The following is a 23,813-nucleotide window of genomic DNA, read 5'->3' as shown; positions in this document are numbered from 1 at the left end:
TTTTGGTCGCGCTGTTACGAATTCGCAATGCGCCGTGACAATCGATCTCAGCTTGCGCCAAACTGATTGGCCTGCTGGGTAGTTCACACGCATTGGTCACGCGGGGCCGCGGCCGTCACCGGCCAGCTTCAGCAGGAGCCGAGTTCCGCCCAGCGGGCTGGCGTGCAGAGACGCGTTCCCGCCGTGCAATTCTGCCTGTTGAGCGACCAGCGCTAGCCCCAGCCCCGACCCCGATCGCGATGCCGTCGATCCGCGGGAGAATCGTTCGAATACGGCGGTACGTTCCTCCTCGGGAACACCGGTGCCGTTGTCGTCGATCGTGATTTCCACACCTTCACCGGAACTACTCACGGTGAGTTGAATCTTGGACGCACCGCCGTGTTTGACGGCGTTGGCGATCGCGTTGTCGATCACCAGCCGCAGACCGGTGGGCAATCCCACCATCAACACGGTGGGCGACGGTATCAGCGACACCTCCACGTCGGGGTAGATGCGCAGCGCATCATGTGCGGCGCGATCCAGAAGTTCGGTGATGTCGAACGGGACGAAGTCGTCGACGGTGGTCAGCTGTCCCTGCGCGAGTCTCTCGAGGGCCGTCAGCGTCGCTTCGATGCGGCTCTGAGTCCGGATGACGTCGCCGATGATTTCCTCTCGCTGCTCGGCGGCCAGCTCCAAGGTGGACAACACCTCGAGGTTGGTGCGCATGGCGGTCAGCGGGGTGCGGAGCTCGTGCGAGGCAACGGCGGCGAAGTCGCGAGCCGACTCGAGCGCTGCCTTGGTGCGTTGTTGCTCGTTGCCGATGCGGTCCAGCATCTGCTCGACCGCTTCGGCGATCTCGACGGCCTCCCGCACGCCGCGAACCTGAACCTCGTCCGGGCTGGACTGCGCATTGATGGCACGGGCTTGCCGGGCCAGCAGCACGAAGGGGTTGACCATGATCAACGAGATCACCCAGCCGACCAGGAAGGTGCCGGTGATCACGCCGGCGCAGATCAACAACACCCGCAAATGCAGTTCGTTGATCCGATGCTGGGCCTCGGCCAGCGGGGCGGCCAGCGCAATCGAAACCGGGCCCGCGTTGAAGGTCCGGACGCGGTACTGCACGCCGTTGATGGTCGTGTTCGCATAGCCGTTGGCAAGTTTGGGCAAGACGATGTCGCTGGGCACCGACACCGTCAGCCCCCCGACGCGGGCGGTGCGCACCAGGTTGCCGTCCGGCGTGGGCCGGTCGGGGCTGTTCTGGTGCGGGCTGTTGAGCAATGTGTTGATGTCGCCGAGACTGCTCACGGAGTCCAGCCGCCGGTCGAGCTGGCTGTACTGGTCGTTGGTGACGCCGACCCACACCCATACGCCCAGCGTGACCACCAGAGCGATCACGCCCAATTGCGCAACGATGACGATGGTGCGCAACGACAAGACACGCATCGGCAGTCGAATTTTTCTCAACGCGCGAATGTTGGGCTCCCTCATTGACCTACTGCTGCTTCGCGACCATCATGGCCCATTCATCGTGGTGCAACGGCTCTCGCCTCAACCGAGAGTCAGCTCGCCGGGCAGCCCCTCACCACACGCGGCCTCGGCGAGGAGCTCGCCGAGCAATGGCCCGAACTTCATCAGGTTGTTGCCGACGAAGCCGACGACCCGGCCGCGGCGCACCACCTTCCACCCGTCCCCGCCGGCGTCGAGCCACGGAGCGTGCACCGAGAAGCAGTCCACCTGGCCCACCGGCGACAGCGACGGGAACAGCGCACGCACGCCGCCCGGATCCGGTACCCGCTGACCGAATGCCCAGCGACCCGTGCTACCCAGCGGCAGCCCATAGCCCTCCGGCGCGGCCAGGCAGGCGGCACCGGTGGCGTCGGCGCCCTCGTAGGCGTAGCGAGTATGCGGGATGAGCTCGACGTCGAGCGGGCCGAGTAGGTCCGGCGTCTGGGCCCCCACGCACACCACGACTTGCTCACCCCGCAGCACGGTGCCATCCGCCAGACGCACCGAGCCGTCGTCGCCGAGCGAGACGACCTGGCCGCGCCGGATCTCCACCCGGGTGGCCACGGCGGTCAGCGCGCGCCGAATACGCAGGCTGCCGCCGAGGGGATCGAAGATCCCGGTCTCCCAGGGGGCCGCGACGAACGGGATACGTGCCTCGATCTCGTGGCGGTCCAGCCAGGCGAATTCGGCGCCGGCCTCCGTCATCGCCGTCGCGGTCTGCTCCGCCGGGGCGGCCGCGATGAAGCCCTCCGAGCCGAGCAGCCGCCCCACCTCGAGGTCGCGTTCCCAGCGCTGCCAGCAGGCGCGGGCCCGGATCGCCAGCCTGCATAGCGCCGCGCGTTGATGTGCGATGCGGAAGATCCGCGCCAGACCCGCGGACAGCCCGGCGAACGGCTCACCGCGTTCGAACACGACCGTCTGCTGCCCGCGCCGCGACAACTCGTAGGCGGTCGCGAGCCCGCATATTCCCGCACCGACGACAATGATCACTCGTTAACCTCCTCAGCCGCAACGGAATTCATCGCACCACCTCGCGATGCCCGGCGTCGAGGCGCCGGGTCCAGCCGCGGGCGTCGAGGTGTTCCAGCAACGGAATCGCCACCCGCCGCGTGGTGCCGAGCACCTGTCGCGCTTGGCTCGTGGTGAACGGCTGCTCCAGCCGGGCCAGCTCGCGCATCGCCAAAGCCGGTGCGGTGGGCAACAACACCACGCCGTCGCGCAGCCGCAGCACCCGCCCGGCCCGCTCGGCCGCGGCCAGTTCGCGGGCAGACAGTTGCAACGCCGACAGGTCGTCGGCCTCCGGCGCGTGGAAGGGTTCGGCCCGCAGTCGCGCTTCCAGTTCGGCGACGGCGGCCTCGGCGAGGCCAAGGTCGTCGCGAGCGCCGGCCACCCGAAGGTGGCCGCCACGCTGCTCGAGTCCCGCGTCGCGGGTGACGGCATCGAGCAGCGACTCGTCCGGCAGTGCCAGCAGGTCGCGGGCGGCACCGCGAGATAGCCCTGCTGCCAATGGGTCTCGCGCGTGCAGCTCCTCGACCGCGGCTCGCAGGCGCTGTTGCCAGGCGTCATATGTCGCGTCGTGCACCCACCAGCCGTCGAGCACCCGGATGCCCTGCGGTGTGGCATCCGCTGACGTGAGGAACCCCAGCCGCCGCAGCCGGCTCTCCCGCACCGCGCCACGCCGGGCCACCTCGGCGCCGACGTCACCGGCCGCGTCCATCGCGCTCAGGGCCGCGGCTCGGCGGGTTCCGTCACCCCGCCGTCGCAACACCGGGGGGTCGGCGTCGAGCACCAGGGCACCGGCGAGCACCCGCTGGCCGCCCGGGTCGCGCAGCACCAATCGGTCGCCGAGCACCAGCGGCAGCTGCCGGTCGAGCGTGAGGCGGCCATGGTCGTCGTCGAATGGCCGCAGCCGCGCGGGCACGGCCGCGGTGCCGACGTGCACGACGAGTCGAGCCGCGGCATCGGTCAACGGCCCGCCGGTGGTGCGTCGGATGTCCAGCGCGTTGGTGTTCGGCCATGCCCCCGGCGTCACCAGCGCGTGCCCGCGGTGCACGACATCGCGCGGGACGCCGCGCAGGTTGAGCGCGACCCGGGCCACCGGTCCCAGCGCCGGGTAGGGCTCACCCCGGCTCTGCAACCCTCGGATCACCACCTCCTGCGGCTGGTCCGCGCCGAGCACGTCCAGCCGGTCGCCGGGCGCCACCGTGCCGGCCGCGAGCGTGCCCGTCACGACGGTGCCGGCGCCGGTGATCGTGAAGGAGCGATCGACCCACAGCCGTACCCGGGCGGTGGTCTCGGGTGCGGGCAGTTGCTCGAGGACGCGATCGAGGGTGGCGCGCATTTCGGTCAGCCCGGCCCCCTCGACCGCCGATACGACGACGCCGGGCGCATCCCGCAGCCCGGTGCCGGCCAGCTCGTCGCGGGCCTGCGCCAGCACTGCGGCGGCGCGGTCCGGAGCGCGGTCGGTGCGGGTGATCACGATCAGGCCGTGCCGGATTCCCAGCGCCGCGAGCGCGTCGCGGTGGTCGCTGGACTGGGCCTGCCAGCCCTCGTCCGCGGCGACGACGAAGCAGACCACCGGTGCGGGGCCGAGGCCGGCGAGGGTGTTGGCCAGGAAGCGCTGATGTCCGGGCACGTCGACGAACGCGACCTCGCGGCCCGAGGGCAGGGTGGTCCAGGCGAAGCCGAGGTCGATCGTCAGGCCGCGGCGGCGCTCTTCCTCCCACCGATCGGGCTCCATGCCGGTCAGCGCGCGGATCAGCGTGCTCTTGCCATGGTCGACGTGGCCGGCGGTGGCCACGACATGCGAGTCGTGGGTGCTCAGTGGTCCGCCTCGGGCGTCGCCGCCAACGCGATGCGCACCGCCTCCAGCAGGCGAACGTCGTCGCACTCGGGAATGCAGCGCAGATCCAGCAGGCACGCACCGTCGTGTACCCGCGGCAGCACCGCCGGCTCACCGGCGCGCAGCGCGGCGGCCGCGGGCTCGGGAAGCCGCACCGCCCACCCGGGCAACGGGACGCCCGGGGCTCCACCGCCACCGACCCGGCCGTCGTGGGCGACGACGGACGCGCCGATGGCCTCAGCCAGGCGTACCGCGCGTGCCCGCAGTCGTTCGGGATCGGCGTGTAGGGCCTGGGTCACCGGCGAGGTGCCGGCCCGGACCGTGGCCTCCAGCGCGGCGAGGGTGAGCTTGTCGGCACGAACCGCGCGGGCCAACGGATGCCGTGCCATCCGCGTGACCATGTCGCAGCGGCCCAGCACGATGCCCGCCTGCGGCCCGCCGAGCAGCTTGTCGCCGCTGGCGGTGATCACGTCGGCCCCGTCGGACAGCGTGGTGGCCGCGTCCGGCTCGTCGGGCAACACCGCATCGGGTGCAAGCAGCCCGCTGCCGAGGTCGACGACCAGCGGCACCTGCTTGGCTGCGGCTACTTCGCGAAGCTCGGACACGGCGACTGCGGAGGTGAAACCCTGCACCCGGAAATTGCTCTGGTGCACCTTCAGCACGCAGCCGGTCTGGGGCCCGATCGCGTCGGCGTAGTCCTTGAGGTGGGTGCGGTTGGTGGTTCCGACCTCACGCAGGCGGGCGCCCGTGGAGGCGATCAGGTCGGGCAGCCGGAAGCCGGCACCGATCTCGATCAGTTCGCCGCGGCTGACCACGACCTCGCCGCCGGCGGCCAGCGCGGTGGTGGCCAGCACCAGCGCGGCGGCGCCGTTGTTGACCACCAGCGCGTCCTCGGCGGCGGGGCAGGCCTCCAGCAGTGCCTGGCGAAGGGCGACCCCGCGCTTGGAGCGCGTGCCGGTGGCGAGGTCGAGTTCCACGTCGACGTAGCCGCTCGCGGACACCAGTGCCTCGACCGCGCTGGCGGCCAACGGCGCACGACCCAGGTTGGTGTGGACGACGACGCCGGTGGCGTTGAGCACCGGCCGCAACCTGGTGTTGCGGTGCGCGATCAGCGACGCCAGCACCGCGTCCTGCACCTGGTCGGGAGCCAGGTCGCCGCGGCGGGCCCGGTCCTGGATGTCGCGCACGACGGCCCGGACCGCATGCTCGCCCAGCCGGTCTCGCGCCTCCTGCACCGGCGGAAGCGCGAGCAGCTGATCTGTGCGCGGAATCAGGCGGCGCGGGTCGACCTGTGTCACTTGCCTCCTCGACCTCCTCGGGTGCGCGGCTGGCGGAGGCGGACGGGAATCGAACCCGCCAGACCGAGATACTCGACCTCACCGGTTTTGAAGACCGGGGGGACCACCAGGAACCCAAACGCCTCCATGCACAAACTAGCGTGGTCAGCGCCGATGCCGGCGAGCCCGCCTCCGAGCGGCCTCGAGTGTGCGGGCGCGGCGTTCAGTGTGCGGGAGCGGCGTTCAGTGTGCGGGAGCGGCGTTCAGTGTGCGGGAGCGGCGGCCTGCCCCGGGCGTGTCGCCGCCCTGGGCACACACTCAAAGCCCAGGACGCACCCGGCCCGGCGTCGAGTGTGCGGGCCCGGCGTTGAGTGTGACGACGTTGACAGTTGTCGCTGCGAGGCGGGCAAAGTGTGGGCACACCTGTTCCTCGTAGGCTTGTGAGATGACTCAGACGCAGACCCGGCTGACCGGCTATGCGCACGGCGGTGGCTGTGCCTGCAAGATCCCACCCGGGGAGCTGGAAGAGGCGGTCCGCGGCCTCGTCGGACAGACCAACGAGAACGTTCTGGTCGGGCTCGACGACGGCGACGACGCCGCCGCGGTCTTGGTCGGCGACTTCGCGGTGTTGTCCACGGCGGACTTCTTCACGCCCGTCGTCGACAACGCCTACGACTGGGGCCGGATCGCCGCGGCCAACGCGCTTTCCGATGTCTACGCGATGGGCGGACGCCCCGTGGTCGCGATCAACCTGGTCGGCTGGCCGCGCGACGTGCTGCCCCTGGAGCTGATGACCGAGGTGCTGCGCGGCGGGCTGGCGGTGGCCGCCGAGGCTGGCTGCCCGGTGATCGGCGGCCACTCCATCGACGACCCGGAGCCGAAATACGGCATGGCGGTGACCGGTGTGGCCGACCCGAATCGATTGCTGCGCAATGACGCCGCCGAAGCCGGGCTGCCGCTGACCCTGACCAAGCCGCTGGGCGTCGGGCTGCTCAACAATCGGCACAAGCAGACCGGCGAGGTGTTCGCCGAGGCGATCGCGACGATGACCCGGCTCAACCGCGACGCCGCCGAGGCCGCCGTCGCCGCCGGCCTGAAAGCGGCCACGGATGTGACCGGTTTCGGGTTGCTCGGCCACCTGTACAAGATGTGCCGGGCCTCCAAGGTGGGCGCCGTGATCGATCGCTCCGCGGTGCCGGTGCTCGATGCGGCCCGCGCAGCGCTGCGCGACGGGTTCGTCTCCGGCGGGTCTCGGCGCAACCTCGATTGGGTGCGGCCGCAGCTGCATACCGGCCCCGGCGTGACCGAGGATGATCTGTTGCTGCTCGCCGACGCGCAGACCTCGGGCGGCCTGCTCGTGGTTGGCGAGTTACCCGGTTACCCGGTGATCGGCCATACCGTCACCGGTGCGGGCATCGAGCTGCGCTGATCCACGCCGAGCGGTCCGCTAATCCGCCGTCGTGATCGAGTCGTCCGTGATGCCCGCCGCGCGGCGTTTCGCCAGCCGGCGCTTCTGCGGCTCCATCGTGTAGCGAGGGTCGCGGGCCGACTCCTTGCCCGCCTCGAAGAAACCGAACCTCAGCATCGCCGACGCCGTCAGCAGCGCCAGGCCGGACAGCGCGGCGACGTCGCGTCGATGCCCGCCCAGCAGTGCACCCAAACCACCTGCGGCAGCAAGCAATTCACTCCCCTGTAGCAACCGACCGGGTGTGCCGTGATGCAGCGGCTCCCTGGTCACCGGATCCATCCGGAACTCGGTGAACCGGGCGGAGATCAGATCGCTGACCGCTCCGATGACCGCGAGCTTGCGCGCGGGCCCGGCCTCGGCGACCGGGGTGGTGATCATCGCCAATCCCGATGCGGCCAGGCTCGCCGAGCTGACGAACACGAACGGCAGGTCGCGGTACGCGGCGTTCCACGTCGGGGTCGCGGTGTCGGTCAGCAGCACCGCGGTGTAGACGGCAAGGGGTGCGGCGAAGACGGCGGCTTCCAACCCGGCCGGCCCCTCCGCGGCACGCAGTGCGGGCCGCAACGGGCCCAACGGTATTCGCTCACCGGTGATCCGGTCGATCTCCGAGGCGGCGGCGACCCCGATGCCGGCGCTGAACAGGCTGAGGATCCACGAGCCGATGCTCATCGGCGAGGTCAGCTTGACCGTCCGCAGCATGTTGACGAAACGTTCGGGCCGGCCCAGATCCTTCACCAGCGCGACCGCACCCAGCGACACCGCGACCAACGCCGATATTCTTGTGTTGCGGCGCAACACTTTTCGACCGGTCAGCTGGGCGCCGGCAGCCAGCAAGCCCGAACCACCGGCGACGCCACCCAAGAACAGGTAGGCGGCCACCTCGTGTCCCCAGGGTGCGGGCTTGACCACCGGACGCCCGTAGTACGAGGTGAACTCGGCGTCGGGCACCATCGGCATCTCGCGCGAGCCGTCAGAACCGCCGCCACGGCGACCGCCCCGCCCGCCTTTGCGCCGTCGCTTGCCGCCCATCGGCTCCGGCGGACGGAAGCTGTCGAATTCCGACGTGCTCACCGGCTACTCCAGAACGCCAGCACGGCCGCGCCGACCATGCCGGCCGCGGCCATGGTTGCGCGCTTGAACATCGTCGGCAAGTCGGCCGTGCACACCCGCGGATCGGGCGGCAGGCCGTAGACCTCCGGTTCGTCGAGCAACAAGAAGATCGACCCCGTGCCGCCCACGCCGTCGTGCTCGTTGGCGCCGTAAAGCCTTGCCTCGGTGCGCCCTTCGGCATGTAGTTGGGCGACCCGCGCTCGGGCTCGGTCGACCAGGTCGTCGTGATCGCCGAACTTGATCGACGTGGTCGGACAGGTTTGCGCGCAGGCGGGTATCTGGTCCTCGATCAACCGGTCGTAGCACAGGGTGCACTTCTGGGCGACCCCCGTGACGAACTCCTCCTGCGGGCGGCCCGGCCGTTCCACCGGCGTCGCGTAGGTGCCGTCACTGCGGCGCTCGACGACACCGAACGGGCAGCCCGCCACGCACGTTCCGCAGCCGTTGCACACGTCGTGCTGCACCACCACGGTGCCGAACTCGGTGCGGAACAACGCTCCCGTCGGGCACACGTCCAGGCAGCCCGCGTGCGTGCAGTGCTTGCAGACGTCAGACGACATCAACCAGCGAAACTCCGGGGTGTCCGGCGGCTTGATATCCGGCTGGACGTCTGCGGCTCCCGGCAGCGACGGCATGCCGAGGCTCACCAACGCCCGGCCGGATTCGCGGGCCTGTTCGATGCGGTCGCGCCCCTGCTCGATGAACGCCACGTGCCGCCAGGTGCTCGCGCCCAGCGATCCGGTGTTGTCGTAGGACGAGCCCAGTAGTTCAAGGTCACCGTCGCGCGGGTTGCGATTCCATTCCTTGCACGCCACTTCGCACGCCTTGCATCCGATGCAGATCGAAGTGTCGGTGAAAAAACCCTTGCGCGGCTTGACATCTCCCCAGCCGGCATCGGCGGCAGGGTCACTCGGTCCGGTCAGCTGACCCATCGGCCCCCCTTCTGTGCTCCGGCGGGGCCTGGTCTTCGGAGATCTTCCAGACGGCGTCGGTGACTCGTACATTGTCCGTCTCGACCGTGGCGCCCGCGCGAGACTGGTACTCGGCCACCAACTGCAACAGCGCGGGTCCCTGCGGTCGCCGGCCCGGCCGGATGTCGCACGACCCGGCCTTGGACTCCTGGATCTGGACGTTCGGATCCAGCGTCAGGCCCAGCAGATCGTTGGCCGCGTCCCCGCTCACCACCGCGTCGCTGCCGACACCCCAGTGGTAGGGCAGTCCGATCTGGTGCACGGTGTGGTCGCCGATCCGTAGCGGGGTCATCCGCTCGGTGACCAGTACCCGTGCCTCGATCGCCGCCCGCGGCGAGATGATCGTGGCCCAGCCGTAGGGTTCCAGTCCGCGTTCGGCGGCCAGCTCGGGTGAGACCTCGCAGAACATCTCCGGTTGCAGCTCGGACAGATACGGCAGCCATCGGCTCATGCCGCCGGCGGTGTGGTGCTCGGTGAGGCGGTAGGTGGTGAACACGTACGGGTACACATCGGCGCCGGGGTCACCGGCGCTCGGTGCGCTCAGATTGTCCTTGCGCGGGAAGATGATTCGCGAGGGATTCTGCTGTTGCGGGTAGAGCGCGTTGGCGACCGGCGACTCCTGCGGCTCGTAGTGTGTGGGCAGCGGCCCGTCGACCATGCCCTTGGGCGCGAACAGCCACGCCTTGCCGTCGGCCTGCATGACGAACGCGTCGTCGCCGGCCAACGCGGCCGGACCACCGAGCTCGGGGTCGGGCCGGCTGCCCGGCGCCCGATCCACCGGGAAGTCGGGCACGTCACCGCCGACCCAGCGCTGCTGCTCGGCGTCCCACCAGATGTAGCGTTTGCGCTCGCTCCACGGATTGCCGTCGGGGTCGGCCGAGGCGCGGTTGTACAGGATCCGGCGATCGGCCGGCCACGCCCAGCCCCATTCCGACTGGCTCGGGCCGCTGCCGCCGCGCGGCACCCGGCGAGCGGCCTGGTTGATGCCGTTCGCGTACACCCCGGCGTAGATCCAGCAGCCGGCGGCGGTGGATCCGTCGGCGCGCAGCTCGGCGAACGACGACACCGGCTTACCGGCGTCGGGACCGGTGAGGTGGCGGCCGTTGTATTCGGCCAGCACCGCCTCGCCGTCGATCTCGCCGTGCTCGTCGCTCGGGTAGTCCCACGTCAGGTCCAACAGCGGCCGGTCCCGCTCGTCGGTCGACCCGGCCAGCCGCGCCCTGATCCGCTTGCCCAGCTCGAAGAAGAACTCCAATTCGCTTTGGCAATCGCCCGGCGGCTCGACCGCCTTGTGCCGCCACTGCAACAGCCGCTGCGTCTGGGTGAACGATCCGGCCTTCTCCACGTGCGTGGCCGCCGGAAAGAAGAACACCTCGGTCTCGATCTTCTCGGTTTCCAACTCCCCGGACGCGATCTCCGGTCCGTCCTTCCACCAGGTGGCCGACTCGATGAGGTTAAGGTCGCGCACCACAAGCCATTTCAGGTGCGACATACCGAGCCGCTGCATCCGGCCGTGGGCCGACCCGATCGCCGGGTTCTGCCCTAACAGGAAGTAGCCCTCGACCTCGTCATCGAGCATGCCCATCACGGTTTGGTAGGTCCCGTGTGGTCCGGACAGCCGCGGCAGGTAGTCATAGGCCCAGTCGTTGTCCTCGCGCGCCGCGTCGCCCCACCACGCCTTGAGCAGGCTGATCGTGTAGGCGTCGGCGTTGGCCCAAAAGCCTTTCTGCTTCTTGGATCCCACCGCGTCGAGGTAGTCGGCCAGGGTGTCGTGTATGCCCGCCTTGGGCATCGGCAGGTAGCCGGGTAACAGATTGAACAGCGTGGGAATATCGGTGGAGCCCTGAATGCTGGCGTGGCCGCGCAACGCCATGATGCCGCTTCCGGGGCGTCCGACGTTGCCCATCAGCAGCTGCAAAATTGTTGCGGTGCGGATGAATTGGGCCCCCAGCGTGTGCTGCGTCCAGCCGACGGCGTAGGCGAAGCAGGTAGTGCGCTCGCGGCCGGAATTCTCGACGATGGAGCGCGCGAGATAGTCGAAGTCCTCGAGGCTGATGCCGCAGACGTTCTTGACCATCTCCGGCGTGTAGCGGGCGTAATGCCGCTTGAGGATCTGGAAGACCGTGCGCGGATGCTGCAGGGTTTCGTCTCGCAGCACCTGAGCATGGGCCAGCGCCGGACCGCCCATTCCATGCTCGTCACCCGCCGCGCGCGCCGAGGCCGACGAGCCGTGCTCGTGTGCGTCACCGGGTCCGGCGATGTCGCCGTTGTCGGCGCTGGCGTACGCCCACGTCGACTGGTCGTAGTGCCCGGTCTCGGGATCCAAGCCGGAGAAGACGCCGCCGAGATCCTCGGCGTCTCTGAAATTTTCGTTGATCAGCGTGGCCGCGTTGGTGTAGGCGACGACGTACTCCTTGAACCACAGGTCGTTGCTGATGACGTGGTTGATCAGCGCGCCGAGCAGCACCACATCCGAGCCCGCCCTGATCGGGACGTGCTTGTCCGCGACGGCCGAGGTGCGGGTGAAGCGCGGATCGACGTGGATCAGCCGCGCCCCACGGGCTTTCGCCTCCTCAACCCACTGGAATCCCACCGGATGGCACTCGGCCATGTTGGAACCCTGGATGATGATGCAATCCGCGTTGGCCATGTCTTGCAGCGATTGGGTGGCGCCGCCGCGCCCGAAGGAGACTCCCAGACCGGGAACCGTGGCGGAGTGTCAAATACGAGCCTGGTTCTCGATCTGGATCGCGCCCGCCGCGGTGAAGAGTTTCTTGATGAGGTAGTTCTCTTCGTTGTCCAGCGTGGCACCGCCGAGGGCGGCGATCCCCATGGTGCGGCGCAGCAGGTTGCCCTTCTTGTCGATGTCCTGCCAGGTGTTTCGGCGGGACTCGAGGAAGCGGTCTGCCACCATGTCGATGGCGGTGTTCAGGTCGAGGCGCTCCCACTCGGTCGCCCGCGGGGCGCGGTAGAGCACCTCGAGCTGCCGACCCGGCGAGTTGACCAGTTGCTCACTCGCCGACCCCTTGGGGCACAGGCGCCCGCGCGAAATCGGTGAGTCGGGATCGCCCTCGATCTGGACGACCTTCTCGTCCTTGACGAAAACCTTCTGGCCGCAGCCCACCGCGCAGTACGGGCACACGCTTTGCACGACGCGATCGGCCGTCGTGGTGCGCGGGGCGATCGCACGGGTGCGCTTGGAGGTCACCGCCGGTCCGCGACCGAACGCATCAGCCGAACGCAGCTGACGGACGACGGGCCATTCGAGGAGAATCTTCGGGGAGGGCAGCTTCGGGGCCATGGCTCGAAGCCTAGTGCGCTCGCGGACGCGATGCCCGAACGGCTACGTGATGGACGCCGCGTAGATCTGCTCGATGTTCGACCCCAGCTTTTCGTCGAATTCGGTGTCGGTTTGCTGGGCGGTCAGCCCCTCGGTCAGGGCCCGCGAGAAGCTGGCGATCAGGCCGCGATTGCGGGCCAGGATCTCGCAACTCTCGGTGAGGCTGTAGCCGCCGGACAGGGCCACCACCCGCAGCACCCGCGGATGGTCGATCAGTGGGGCGTAGAGGTTTTCCTCGTCGGGCAGCGTCAGCTTGAGCATCACCTGCCGGTCGGCCGGGAGCTCGTCGAGTTTCGTGCGCAGCGCCGCCACCAACAGGCCGTCCGCCTTGCGCTTGTCGGGGCTGTTGATGCTCACCTCGGGCTCCACGATCGGCATCAGTCCGCGCTGCGCGATGGTATCGGCGTACTCGAATTGCTGGTCGACGATGGCTTTGATGCCCGCCTCGTTCGGCTCCTGGATGAACGAGCGCATCTTGGTGCCGAAGATCCCTTTGTCCACCGCCCGCTCCAGCAGCGAGTCGAGTTTGGTCATCGGCTTCATCAGCTGGACGCCGTTTTCGGCCTCGCTGAGCCCCTGGTCGACCTTCACGAACGGCACGATGTGCTTCTGCTTCCACAAGAAGGCCGCGGTGTCCTCGCCGTTGATGGCCCGGTCCATGGTCTGCTCGAAGAGGATCGTTGCCAGCACCTTGTCGCCGGTGAAGCTGGGGCTGGACATCAGGCGCTCGCGCATCTCGTGGATCAGGTTGAACATCTGCTCGTCGTTGTCGTACGCGTCCTGCTCAATCCCGTAGAGCTTCAAGGCTTTTGGCGTGCTGCCGCCACTCTGGTCCAGCGCGGCGATAAAGCCACGCCCCGACGCCATCGCGTTGCGTTGCTCGTCGTTCACTGCGATCCCTCCGTCGTTTGGTCCGGGCCCGGCCCGGAGCTGCGAACCGCGACCCGGCTCCCAGCATTGCGCACCGACCCCACCTGCGGCTAGGGCGGGTACCAGCCCGCGTTTGCCATCGACATGGTGAGTGAGTACTCTCTCACCGTGGCCGATTCGGGACGCGACCGACTATTGGCGGAGGCACTCAAGCTCTTCGCCGCCAAGGGCTACGCGGCGACCTCGGTCGCCGACATCCAGCGCGCGTCGGGTCTGGCCCCGGGATCGGGCGCGTTGTACAAGCACTTCGCCTCCAAGCGCGAACTACTCGAGGCGGCGGTGACCCAACGGATCGACAGCATCGTGTCCGCGCGAGAGCAGTTCGACGCCGGACAGCCGGGCAGCGTCGAGCAGGCGGTGCGTACCGCCGGCCAGTTGATCTGGAGCAATCTCAACCAGAGCGAGGATTTGCTCAAGGTCATGCTGCGCGAACCCGACGAGCTCGGCGATCTCGACGAGAAGACGTGGCAGGTCATCACCGACAACGCGTACCAACGATTCGCCGACGAGCTGGCCGCGTCCAATCGCTCCGGCCGTACCAGCATTCCCGATCCCGAGGCCGCCGCGGCCGTGGCGATCGCTTCCTTGTCCCACGCGGCGACGCTGCAGGCGCTGTCCGGACGCTTACCGGGCAACGTCGACCAGGACCGCTATTTCGAGGCCTGGGTCACCCAGACGGTCAGCGTCCTCGCACAGCACACCAACCACAGAAACCGTTAAGTAGCAACATCTTCCAGGAGCAACACCATGACCTTCTCACTGCAACTGAGCGACGACGTCATCGAGGTGCGCGATTGGGTGCACCAGTTCGCGGCCGAAACCATCCGCCCCGCCGCGGCCGAGTGGGATGAACGGGAGGAAACCCCATGGCCGGTCATCCAGGAGGCCGCGAAGGTGGGCCTCTACTCCCCCGACTTCTTCGCACAGCAGGCCGCCGAGCCGACGGGCCTGGGCTTTTTGACCGCGTTCGAGGAGATGTTCTGGGGCGACGCCGGCATCGCGCTGTCCATCATGGGCACCGGGCTGGCCGCGGCCGCGTTGGCGGGCAACGGAACTCCCGAGCAGCTCGGTCAGTACCTGCCCGAAATGTTTGGTACACCCGGCGACCCCAAGCTGGGTGCGTTCTGCTCGTCGGAACCCGACGCGGGTTCTGACGTCGGCGCCATCCGCACCCGGGCCCGCTTCGACGAGGCGACAAACGAGTGGGTGCTCAACGGCACCAAGACCTGGGCGACCAACGGCGGGATCGCCAACGTGCACATCGTCGTCGCATCGGTCTATCCCGAACTGGGCACCCGCGGGCAGGTGTCGTTCGTCATCCCGCCCGAAACCAAGGGTCTGTCGCAGGGCCAGAAGTTCAAGAAGCACGGCATCCGCGCGTCACACACCGCCGAGGTTGTCCTCGACAACGTCCGGCTGCCCGAGGACTGCATTCTCGGTGGCCGGGAGAAATTCGAGGCCCGGATCGCGCGGGTCAAGTCCGGCGCCTCCGCCGGCGGTCAGGCCGCGATGAAGACCTTCGAGCGCACCCGGCCCACCGTCGGCGCGATGGCCGTCGGGGTGGCAAGGGCCGCCTATGAGTACGCACTCGAATACGCCTGCCAGCGTGAGCAATTCGGCCGCAAGATCGGCGAGTTCCAGGCGGTCGCGTTCAAGCTGGCCGACATGAAGAGCCGGGTCGACGCCGCCCGCCTGCTGGTGTGGCGTGCCGGCTGGATGGCGCGTAACAACCAGAACTTCGACTCGGCCGAGGGCTCGATGGCCAAGCTGGTGGCCAGCGAGGCCGCCGTCTATGTCACCGACGAGGCCATCCAGATCCTCGGCGGTAACGGGTACACCCGTGATTACCCGGTGGAGCGGATGCACCGCGATGCGAAGATCTTCACGATCTTCGAGGGCACCAGCGAGATCCAGCGGCTGGTGATCTCACGGGCACTGACCGGACTGCCTATCCGCTAGGTTGAGCGTCATGAAACGTGCGGTCGTCGCGGCTGTCGGGTTTTTCGTCGCGGGCGGCTGCCTGGCGATGCCGCCGGCCGCCGCCGACCAACCGGCGTGCACGGCGTCGGAGTGCGCGTTCGTGTCTGCGTCGCGCAACATCAGCTGCGAAGTCAACTACCAGCGGGCCGGCCTCTCCGACGAGGCGTATTGCCAGACGATGGAGCCGCCGCAGTCCGTCCGACTGTCCTCCGCCGGCGTCGTCGCTTCGTGTCAAGGAACGTCGTGTCTCGGCAACCCGGGCGAGAACACGCCCACCCTCGCCCACGGCCAATCCGCGAATATCGGTCCCTTCCGCTGTATCTCGATGCAAGAGGCGATGACCTGCACGATTGGCTCAGGCAAAGGGTTCACGATCTCCAACGCGGGGATCACACCCATCGGTTGACGCTACGAGCCAACTTCGTTTTTCGTCCCTTTCTCGCCCTGGACCGTCCCGGGCCGAACGACTCTCGTGGCTGGCTCCGTAATCCTTTGTGTAGGCGCGTGCGTCGGAAGGGCCACATCATGCCTCGTGGGGTGTCGACCAGAGTCGGCGTGTATTTCGGCTTACTCCAGCTCGTCTTCGGGCTGACGTGGGTGGGATACGTCATCTATCTGCCGCAGCTTGCGGTGCGCGCCGGCATCGGCGCCGGGATAGTGGGTTGGCTTCTGGTGTTCGATCAGATCATCTTCGCGGTCTGCGACTGGGCGGCCGGTGTCGCCGTCGACCGGGTGGCGCGGGTGGTGGGCCGGGTGGGCACGATCGTCGCGGCGGTGACCGCGGTCTCGGCGCTGTCGTTCCTGCTGCTTCCCCTCGTATCACGGTCCGGCGCTTACATATTCGTCACGTTGATTGTCGTGTGGGCGGTTGCCTCCTCGGCACTGCGCGCCCCGCCGCTGGCGCTGCTCGGCCGCTACACGCCAGACGGCCGGCAACCGTGGGTCTCGTCGCTGTTCGTGGTGGGGGCCGGCATGGCCACCGCGTCGACGCCCTTTCTTGCCGGGCGGCTCACCGCGTACGACCCGCGGATCCTGTTCGGCGCCGCGGCCGTGTCCGTGTTCGCGGCGACCTTGTCGATCGTGTGGGCCGAAAAGGCCCTCACCCGCTCCGTCCCGCCGGAGCGGGAGGCGCCCACCGAATTCCGGATCGGCCTCTTGCTCGTGTTCCTCGTTGCGGTTTTGTTGGCACAGGTGGGATTTCAAATACACTCCTCGGTCAACGCGCAGCGACTCTTCGCCAAGTTCGCCGGCCCCGGCGACCTCCCAATCCTGTTGTCGCTGTTCTGGATCGGCTTCACGCTGGTGACGCCGCTGGCGTCAGTGCTGGCCAAGCACCTCGGCGGCGGGGTCGCGATGATGGTGGGCGCGCTGGTCGCTGCCGAATCGGCCTGTGCCGCCGCCCTGGCCACCGACGTGGTCTCGCTCAGCATCGCCCAATTCGTCTGCGGCGCGGCCTGGGGTGTCGTGATGGTCGCCGCGGTGGTCGCGGCCTTCGCGATCGGCCGGCACGGCCGCGCGGGCACGGCGGCCGGCGCCCTGTTCTCGGTGATCGCGGTGGCGACGATGGCACGCATCGCGTTGGTGACCGGGCACGCGGACCGGGTTGCGGCGGTCGCGTCCGCCTTGCCTTGGCTGCCGGTCGTGTTGTGGTTGGCAGCGCCGCTGCTGCTGGTGCCGGTCCTGTTGCGGATGCGCCGAGTGAACTGAATCGGCGGGGCCTTGAAGCCGGCGCCGGGCGAACAAGACATGATGGCGCAATGACCACCGAGATCCGGGTTCTCGAGAGCGAGAGCGACCTCGTCGCCGCGCTCAACGTGTTTCGCGTCGCGATGGTGGGCTTTCCGCCGATACCGGATCTGCCACCCGGCCAGATCACCAAGATGCTCGAGCCCGGGCGGATGGTCGGCGCGTTCGTGGGGGGACAACTGGTCGGCACCGCGGACGCCGCGACAAGCACGCTGACCCTGCCCGGCGGAGCGCTCGTCAGCCACGCGGCCGTGACGCATATCGGAGTGCTGCCGTCGTTCACCCGGCGCGGCATCGCCACCGCCCTGATGCGGCACCAGTTGGACGACTTCGACGCCCGGGGTGAGGTGGTCGCGTCGTTGCGGGCCTCGGAGGCCACGATCTACGAGCGCTACGGCTATGGCGTGGCGAGTTCGGCCCAGAGCGTGGAGGTTCAGACCGCGCGGGCGGCGTTTCGTCCCGGTGTCGGGTCCGGGGGGCCGGTGCGGCTGGCCGGCGCCGCCGAAGCCTGGGAGATCCTGCCCCGCATCTACAACGCCCATCGCCCGTCGCGGCCGGGGACCATCGACCGGCCCGGGGCATGGTGGGAGGGTGTGCGGCTGCGCACCGAATCATCGACGGGCGCTTGGTATGTCGCCGTGCACGGCGAACCCGGGGCTGAGTCGGGTTTCGTCCGCTACCGCCCCGTCGACACGGACCGGTGGTTCGTCAGCGACCAGCGCACCATTGTGGTCGAGGATTTCTTCGCACCGACCAGCGAGGCCTATCTGGGGTTGCTGCGATTCCTGCTGGGGCTGGATCTCATTGACCGGGTGACGTTTTGGATGCTGCCCCTCGACGATCCGCTGCCCGCACTGCTGGTGGACCGTAGAGCTGTCAAGGTGACCGCGGTGCATGACGAAACGTGGCTGCGCATCGTCGATGCCGAGCGCGCGCTGGCGGCGCGGTCTTATGCCGGGGGCGGCTCGGTCACGCTCGCCGTCAATGACCCACTGCTGCCCAAGAATTCGGCCAGCTTCAGCATCAGCGAAGGCGGCGCCGAAGCGACGAACCGGCCCGCCGACCTCCACGTCGGGATCGAGGGGCTGGGTGCGGTGCTGTTGGGCGGCACCACCTGGCGCAGTCTGGCCGTGGCCGGGCGGGCCCGGGCGGAGGATCCGGCGGCGCTGGCGGTGGCCGATCGGCTGTTCGCGGTGCCCGAGGCACCCCATGCCGGAACGTTCTTCTAAACAGCGACTTTGACCGGGTAAAGGTGGTAAGTCCCTGGTAAGCCTTTCAATTCGGCCTCATACGGCGCGCAGAGCTCGATATCGGGTGCACCGTTGATCGCGTCGCGTACCTGCTCGCTGACGAGGATCTCGCCGCCAGCGGCTTGTCCGGCGACCCGGGCCGCCATCGCGACATTGCGCCCGAAGAGGTCGTCGCCGCGGCGGACCGACGGGCCGACGTGGATGCCGATTCGCACGCGGATGCCCTCCCCGCGTTCGCCGGCCTCGAGCAGGGCGCGTTGCACGCCGATGCCGCACAGCACGGCCTGGCGGGGATCGGCGAAGGCCATCATGAAGCCGTCGCCCTGATTCTTCACGACGTGGCCGCCGTGTTCGTCGACGAGTTTTTGGATGAGCCGGTTGTGCTTCTCCAGCACCCGCACCCAGCCGCGATCCCCCAGGGCCTCGTTGTGCGCGGTGGAATTCTCGATGTCGGAGAAGGCGATCACCACATCGCCGTCGGCGGTGAGCCGGGCCAGGTCGGGCCGTTCCACCTGCGCCCAGCCGGCGAGATCCTCGACCGAGTTGCGGACGGTGGCACCGACGCCCTTGGTCAGCAGCGAATCGGCCGTCTTGAATGCGGTCCTGATCGCAAAGGGGGCGACGCCGCGGCGCCGTCGGCGACGGCCACTGCTGCGCCGGCTGCGCTCGAGCGCCGCGCGTGCTCCGCTGAGCTGCCGGCGCGACACGATCAGCAGCACTGCCAGCGTGATGAGGCCGCCGAGTTCGGCCACAACGATCACGGCCAGCAATACGGTCACGCTCATTGGCCGAGTATGCCGCAGCGATGGGTCACCGGTTCGGGGCAGACCTTTGGATCACCAGGCGAACGCCCGCCGCCACCAAGTCGGGCTGGTGGATCTGGACGAAGTGGTCGCTGCCGGTCGCGATCAGGTGCGGGGTCTGTGGCCGTAGCGCGATCAAAGCCTCCGTCGCCTCTCGCCACGCCCGTTCCAGATTCGCCCCCTGCTCGGCTGAGACGGTGCCCGGGATCGCGAACGGCTCGGTCCTCGTCAGCACAACGGTGGGCACGGGCGGGAAGGGCGGCGCCTCGGCGACCTGGGCGACACTCTTGTCGATGTCGATTTCCTCGAACGAATCCGCGTTCGCGAACTGTGGCAGCGGCATGTCCAACTGCCGGCGATAAATCGGCCAGTCCGAACCCATCAGGCTGGGTATCTCGATGGGAAAGGCATCCACGAACGCCAATGCGCGCACCTGTTCGGGATAGGTCTGGGCGTAAAGCCGGATGAACAGCCCGCCCAGCGAGTGACCGACCAAAACGTACGGACCCGGTATGTGCGCGGCGGCGAGCAACGCATGAAGGTCCTGCACGACGTCCCGCGCCGTGCGCGGCATCGCAACCGGTGAACTCCGGTCGGTGATGCTGGGCGGGTCGGGAAAGCGCAGGGTGCCGGGCCGGTCGTAGGCGCAGACGCGGTGTTCATCGGCCAGGGCCGGCAGCACGCCGGGACCGACCGCCGGCGGGTCGGCGTAGGACTGACTCCATGGATCCGACGAGTTGTGATAGCCGGATTCCAAAATGACTGTCGGACTGCCCCTTCCGTGGCATTCGAGATACAGGTGGCGACCGTTGCCGATTTCGATCGGCCCGGCAAAGTCGCCGCCGCCGCCCGCGGTTGGTGCCGTGCGGCCGTTGGTGCCGCAGCCCACCAGCGCGATCAGCACAGCGATGGTCAACAAGAATCGACGGGCGGCGTCATCGGTGCGCATCGCGTCATTGTGCAGCTAAGACCGCCGCGGGTAGCGGAATTCCGGGCAAGATTGCGCACCGGCGTTTCTTGGCCGCCCTCGTCTGCGGACCGATCACCGGCTTGGGAGATGATGCGGTGGTGACGGTCGAGAAGACGGACGATGTGCTGCGGGTCGGCGACAACTTCGAGCCCACCTTCGACAACGAGCTGGCGGCTCGCTACGAAATCCCCGCGCTCCCAGGGGGTCCGCACCGAGCCGAGTTCCTGGCCCGGCACGCGGAGCGGATTCGCGTGGTGGTCACCTCCGGCAAGCCCGGTGTCGACGCCGAAATCATTGCGGCCCTGCCTAATCTGGAGGCGATCGTCAACAACGGGGCCGGCGTGGACATGATCGATCTGAAGGCGGCCAGGCAGCGGGGCATCGGGGTGAGCAACACCCCCGACGTGCTCTCGGACACCGTCGCCGACACCGCGCTGGGGCTGATCCTGATGACCCTGCGCCACTTCGGCGCGGCCGATCGGTACGTGCGAGCGGGGCGGTGGGCGCGGGAGGGACAATTCCCGTACGCCAGAGACCTCAGTGGTCTTCAGGTGGGAATCTTGGGGCTGGGCCGTATCGGCTCGGCCATCGCAACCCGGCTGCTCGGATTCGACTGCGCCATCGCCTATCACAACCGGCACCGGATTGACGGGTCGCCGTACCGCTACGCGGAGTCGCCGCTGGAGTTAGCCGAATCCGTCGACGTGCTGGTCGTCGCTACCACCGGCGATGAGCAGGCGCGCCATCTTGTCGACCGCTCCGTCCTCGAGGCCCTGGGTCCCGAGGGCTACCTGATCAACATTGCGCGCGGAAGTGTCGTGGACCAGGACGCGCTGGTGGAGATGGTCGCCGGCGGGGCGCTGGGCGGTGCGGGGCTGGACGTGTTCGCCGACGAGCCCAATGTGCCTGCGGCGCTGTTGGATCTGGACAACGTCGTGCTGTTCCCGCACATCGGCAGCGCGACAGCCCGCACCCGCCGGGCGATGGCGCTACTGGCGATCCGCAACCTCGACAGCTACCTGAACACCGGCGAACTGGTCACACCCGTACTGCGGCCCGGCAAATAGACCGCTAGCGCCGCCGTGTCAGCCGCTTCTCCAGCGCGGCCAGCGCGCCGTCGGTCAGTTTGCCCAGTCCGGCCAGCAGGACGATCGCCAACAGCATCACATCCGTGCGCCCGGTGTTTTGGCTGTCGAGCAGCAGGAACCCGAGTCCCTTCGAGGACGCGATCAGCTCGGCCGCGACCACGAACAGCCATGCGTTCGCCAGGCCCAGCCGAAGCCCGTTCACCAATTCCGGAGCCGCGGCGGGCAGCATCACCGTCGCGAGCAGGCCGACACCACTTCGGCCGTAGGCCCGTCCCACCTCCACCAGCTGTGGGTCGACGTGGGAAACCGCCGACGCCGTCGTCGTGTAGATCGGAAAGAACGCGCCGATGGCGACCATCAGGATCTTCGGCGTCTCGTCGATGCCAAACCACAAGAGCAGCAACGGGACCCACGCGAGGGAAGGCACCGTGCGAAAAGCCGCGATGGTCGGCGCGAGCAATCTGCGCACCCCCACCGACAGCCCGACCAGCGAACCCAGCGTGAGCCCTGCGGCGGCGCCGGCGAAATAGCCGACCAGAACCCGAGAACCGCTGGCCCGCAGGTGCGTCCATAGTTCGCCACGGCGAAGGAGTCCGCCCAGCGCGGACATTACGTCGCCGGGCGGAGGGAGCTGGCTGGGCGCGAAGAACCCGGTGACCGCCGTGGCGAGCTGCCAGATCCCCAGCAGCAGAACCGGGACGATCAGCCCCACCAGCGCCGGCGGCACCTTCACCGACCGGCCGGACCGTGACGTCAGTGCGCCTGCTGCGCGTATTTCGGCTCGATCAGCGTGTTCAGTGCGCCGCGGCCCGCGTCGTCGGACTTGATATCGGCGTCGGCCACCGCGAGCGGCTCCACCCGGGTCAGCACCGTGCGTACCGGATCCCCCGGCACCGGGTCGATGTCCACCAGTGTCCGGGTCAGCTCCTCCTGTGCCACGCTCAGCGCTATGTTCGCCTGCGAGGCCAGTAGTGCCGCCAGTTGATCGGGATACGCTTTCGCCCACTTGCGAGCCTCCTCATAGCTGTTGACCACCGCCTGCAGGGCTTCGGGCTGGTTGGCGATGAAATCCTCGCGGGCGTTCAGCACGCCAAAGGTGTTGAAACTCGGATTGCGGTAGATGAAGCGCGAGCCCTGCTGCTGGATGGTCTGCGCGATGAACGGGTCCAATCCGGACCACGCATCGACGTTTCCGCGTTCCAGCGCGGTCTTGCCGTCGGCGTGCTGCAAGTTGACGATCTCGACGTCGCTGGGTGAAAGCCCCACTGTGGCTAGCGATTGCAGCAAGAAGAAGTACGGGTCGGTGCCCTTGGTGACAGCGACCTTCTTGCCCTTCAAATCGGCCACTGAATTGATGGGCGAGTACCTGGTCACGACCAGGCCCGTCCACTCACCGCCGGCGTAGAGGTCGACGACCTTGATCGGCGACCCGTTGGCCCGCGCGACCAGGGCGGCCGAACCGGCGGTCGACCCGACGTCCAGCGCCTTGGACCGCAAACCTTCGTTGGCCTTGTTGCTGCCCGCCGAAAGCACCCAGTTGACGTGGTAGCCGCGGTTTTCCAGCAGGTGCTGATCGCGCACAACCAGACTCAGCGGGTTGTAGTAGGCGTAGTCCAGATGGATCTCCTTCGACGCCGTAGTGCCGGCGTTCGACCCGCAACCGGAAACCGCGACGATGCTCGCGATCACCGAAATCGAGGTCAGGTAACGAACTTTCACCATGCTTTTGCCTCACTGCTACGTCGGGGTACACCGAGCTCGTCCAACAACCGTTCCCGCAACGCCGCGATCCGCGGATCGCCGCGATCGCGTGGTTTGGGTATCGCGACTTCGTGTGTCGCGGCGATGCGCGCGCCACCGGGTGCCGCACCTGTTTTGAACGCGCGCAGAATCAGTACCCGATCGGCCAGGATCGCGGCCTCGTCCACGTCATGGGTCACCAACACCGTTGTGGTGCCGGCCTCTTGCTGCACGGCGTCGAGTAAGTCCTGCATCCGCAACCGGGTCAGCGCATCGAGGGCGGCCAGTGGCTCGTCGAGCAGCAGGACACGCGGGCGCCGCGCCAGGGCACGCGCGAGTCCCGCACGCTGCGCCATCCCACCGGATACTTGGCGCGGGCGGTGGTCGCCGAACTCACGCAACCCGACGACGTCGAGCCAGTGTTGCACCGCGCCAGAGTCTTTCGGTCGCGCGGTACCGGGAGGCAGGCCGTACTCCACATTCGCGGCCAGCGACCGCCAAGGCAGCAGCCGGGGGCTCCTGGAAAACCACGGCGCAGCGTGCGTCGATGCCACGAACGGCTTCGCCGTCGATCTCGATCCGCCCTCGGGTCGGACTGTCGAGGCCGGCGATGAGCCGCAACAGCGTCGACTTGCCGCTGCCCGACGACCCGAGCAACGCGACGACCTCACCCGGCTCGATTTCGATGTCGACTTCGTGCAGCACCGTATGTGCTCCGAACGTGCGGTCGACACCACGAAGAGATACCCGGGCAGGTGCCGGATTAGTCGACATCACCCGCGCAGCCTAGGAATCGCTGTGACACACCGC

19 protein-coding genes, 1 tRNA gene and 1 pseudogene are annotated in these 23,813 nt (G+C 68.4%); 7 read left to right on the top strand and 14 right to left on the bottom strand.

Annotation, left to right across the window (positions count from 1 at the left end):
- Positions 1-96 precede the first annotated feature (96 nt).
- From BN973_RS02725 to BN973_RS02705, 5 genes are all read right to left on the bottom strand, one after another.
- Positions 97-1,425 (bottom strand): sensor histidine kinase, encoded by a 1,329-nt coding sequence (locus tag BN973_RS02725; protein ID WP_036465737.1) that lies wholly within the window; start codon positions 1,423-1,425, stop codon positions 97-99.
- A 105-nt stretch (positions 1,426-1,530) separates the two neighbouring features.
- Positions 1,531-2,478, bottom strand: a complete 948-nt coding sequence (locus tag BN973_RS02720) for an NAD(P)/FAD-dependent oxidoreductase (RefSeq protein WP_036465736.1) — start codon at positions 2,476-2,478, stop codon at positions 1,531-1,533.
- A 28-nt stretch (positions 2,479-2,506) separates the two neighbouring features.
- Complete coding sequence (gene selB, locus BN973_RS02715) at positions 2,507-4,288, bottom strand: selenocysteine-specific translation elongation factor (protein ID WP_198048882.1); 1,782 nt, start codon at positions 4,286-4,288, stop codon at positions 2,507-2,509.
- Positions 4,289-4,308: 20 nt separating this feature from the next.
- Positions 4,309-5,628 carry an L-seryl-tRNA(Sec) selenium transferase gene (gene selA, locus BN973_RS02710; protein ID WP_036465735.1) on the bottom strand — a complete coding sequence of 440 codons (1,320 nt, stop codon included), beginning with the start codon at positions 5,626-5,628 and terminating at the stop codon, positions 4,309-4,311.
- A 30-nt stretch (positions 5,629-5,658) separates the two neighbouring features.
- A tRNA-Sec gene (locus BN973_RS02705) sits at positions 5,659-5,754 on the bottom strand.
- Between the two features lie 298 nt (positions 5,755-6,052).
- Between BN973_RS02705 and selD the strand changes: the two genes are divergently transcribed.
- Positions 6,053-7,036 carry a selenide, water dikinase SelD gene (gene selD, locus BN973_RS02700; protein WP_036465734.1) on the top strand — a complete coding sequence of 328 codons (984 nt, stop codon included), beginning with the start codon at positions 6,053-6,055 and terminating at the stop codon, positions 7,034-7,036.
- An 18-nt stretch (positions 7,037-7,054) separates the two neighbouring features.
- Here selD and nrfD read toward each other — a convergent pair whose 3' ends face one another.
- Genes nrfD through BN973_RS02675 form a run of 4 tightly spaced genes read right to left on the bottom strand, consistent with a single transcriptional unit; the run spans position 7,055 to position 13,387 of the window.
- The gene (gene nrfD, locus BN973_RS02695) at positions 7,055-8,146 is read right to left on the bottom strand and encodes an NrfD/PsrC family molybdoenzyme membrane anchor subunit (protein ID WP_036465733.1); all 1,092 of its coding nucleotides are present in this window, start codon (positions 8,144-8,146) and stop codon (positions 7,055-7,057) included.
- On the bottom strand, positions 8,143-9,117 hold the full coding sequence (locus BN973_RS02690) for a 4Fe-4S dicluster domain-containing protein (RefSeq protein ID WP_036471962.1): 975 nt from the start codon (positions 9,115-9,117) through the stop codon (positions 8,143-8,145). The genes nrfD and BN973_RS02690 overlap by 4 nt, the downstream gene beginning before the upstream one ends.
- Complete coding sequence (gene fdh, locus BN973_RS02685; protein WP_232232013.1) at positions 9,092-12,457, bottom strand: formate dehydrogenase; 3,366 nt, start codon at positions 12,455-12,457, stop codon at positions 9,092-9,094. Before fdh ends, BN973_RS02690 begins: the two co-directional genes overlap by 26 nt.
- A gap of 42 nt (positions 12,458-12,499) precedes the next feature.
- Positions 12,500-13,387 carry a fructose bisphosphate aldolase gene (locus BN973_RS02675; RefSeq protein ID WP_036465729.1) on the bottom strand — a complete coding sequence of 296 codons (888 nt, stop codon included), beginning with the start codon at positions 13,385-13,387 and terminating at the stop codon, positions 12,500-12,502.
- Positions 13,388-13,510: 123 nt separating this feature from the next.
- On the opposite strand from BN973_RS02675, the gene BN973_RS02670 reads away from it, so the two are divergent.
- The 5 genes from BN973_RS02670 to BN973_RS02650 all read left to right on the top strand — a co-directional run bounded on the left by BN973_RS02670 (position 13,511) and on the right by BN973_RS02650 (position 18,381).
- Positions 13,511-14,146 carry a TetR/AcrR family transcriptional regulator gene (locus BN973_RS02670; RefSeq protein WP_051641095.1) on the top strand — a complete coding sequence of 212 codons (636 nt, stop codon included), beginning with the start codon at positions 13,511-13,513 and terminating at the stop codon, positions 14,144-14,146.
- Between the two features lie 27 nt (positions 14,147-14,173).
- On the top strand, positions 14,174-15,385 hold the full coding sequence (locus BN973_RS02665) for an acyl-CoA dehydrogenase family protein (protein WP_036465727.1): 1,212 nt from the start codon (positions 14,174-14,176) through the stop codon (positions 15,383-15,385).
- A 10-nt stretch (positions 15,386-15,395) separates the two neighbouring features.
- A complete protein-coding gene (locus BN973_RS02660) occupies positions 15,396-15,812 on the top strand; it encodes a hypothetical protein (RefSeq protein WP_036465725.1) in 417 nt (138 codons plus the stop codon).
- Positions 15,813-15,931: 119 nt separating this feature from the next.
- Positions 15,932-17,113 carry an MFS transporter gene (locus tag BN973_RS02655; protein WP_036465723.1) on the top strand — a complete coding sequence of 394 codons (1,182 nt, stop codon included), beginning with the start codon at positions 15,932-15,934 and terminating at the stop codon, positions 17,111-17,113.
- A 50-nt stretch (positions 17,114-17,163) separates the two neighbouring features.
- The gene (locus tag BN973_RS02650) at positions 17,164-18,381 is read left to right on the top strand and encodes a GNAT family N-acetyltransferase (RefSeq protein WP_036465722.1); all 1,218 of its coding nucleotides are present in this window, start codon (positions 17,164-17,166) and stop codon (positions 18,379-18,381) included.
- Here the strand turns inward: BN973_RS02650 and BN973_RS02645 are convergent.
- Complete coding sequence (locus tag BN973_RS02645) at positions 18,378-19,187, bottom strand: adenylate/guanylate cyclase domain-containing protein (protein ID WP_051641094.1); 810 nt, start codon at positions 19,185-19,187, stop codon at positions 18,378-18,380. The genes BN973_RS02650 and BN973_RS02645 overlap by 4 nt on opposite strands.
- A 25-nt stretch (positions 19,188-19,212) precedes the next feature.
- The gene (locus tag BN973_RS29830) at positions 19,213-20,154 is read right to left on the bottom strand and encodes an alpha/beta fold hydrolase (protein WP_051641093.1); all 942 of its coding nucleotides are present in this window, start codon (positions 20,152-20,154) and stop codon (positions 19,213-19,215) included.
- A 119-nt stretch (positions 20,155-20,273) separates the two neighbouring features.
- Here BN973_RS29830 and BN973_RS02635 point away from each other — a divergent pair, with 119 nt between their 5' ends.
- Positions 20,274-21,242: a 2-hydroxyacid dehydrogenase gene (locus BN973_RS02635; RefSeq protein ID WP_036471958.1), complete on the top strand. Its 969-nt coding sequence runs from the start codon at positions 20,274-20,276 to the stop codon at positions 21,240-21,242.
- A 4-nt stretch (positions 21,243-21,246) separates the two neighbouring features.
- Here the strand turns inward: BN973_RS02635 and BN973_RS02630 are convergent, their stop codons facing one another.
- The 3 genes and pseudogenes from BN973_RS02630 to BN973_RS02620 form a co-directional block, all read right to left on the bottom strand.
- Positions 21,247-21,975: an ABC transporter permease gene (locus tag BN973_RS02630; protein WP_036471957.1), complete on the bottom strand. Its 729-nt coding sequence runs from the start codon at positions 21,973-21,975 to the stop codon at positions 21,247-21,249.
- 41 nt (positions 21,976-22,016) lie between these two features.
- Positions 22,017-22,982: an aliphatic sulfonate ABC transporter substrate-binding protein gene (locus BN973_RS02625; RefSeq protein ID WP_036471956.1), complete on the bottom strand. Its 966-nt coding sequence runs from the start codon at positions 22,980-22,982 to the stop codon at positions 22,017-22,019.
- Positions 22,979-23,777 (bottom strand): annotated as a pseudogene (locus tag BN973_RS02620) (ABC transporter ATP-binding protein). Before BN973_RS02620 ends, BN973_RS02625 begins: the two are co-directional and overlap by 4 nt.
- Between the last annotated feature and the right edge of the window lie 36 nt (positions 23,778-23,813).

The organism is Mycobacterium triplex (assembly GCF_000689255.1).
GTDB classification, from domain to species: Bacteria; Actinomycetota; Actinomycetes; order Mycobacteriales; family Mycobacteriaceae; genus Mycobacterium; species Mycobacterium triplex.
The sequence above is the reverse complement of the archived record's forward strand: the minus strand, read 5'-3'. Positions and strand labels throughout refer to the sequence as shown.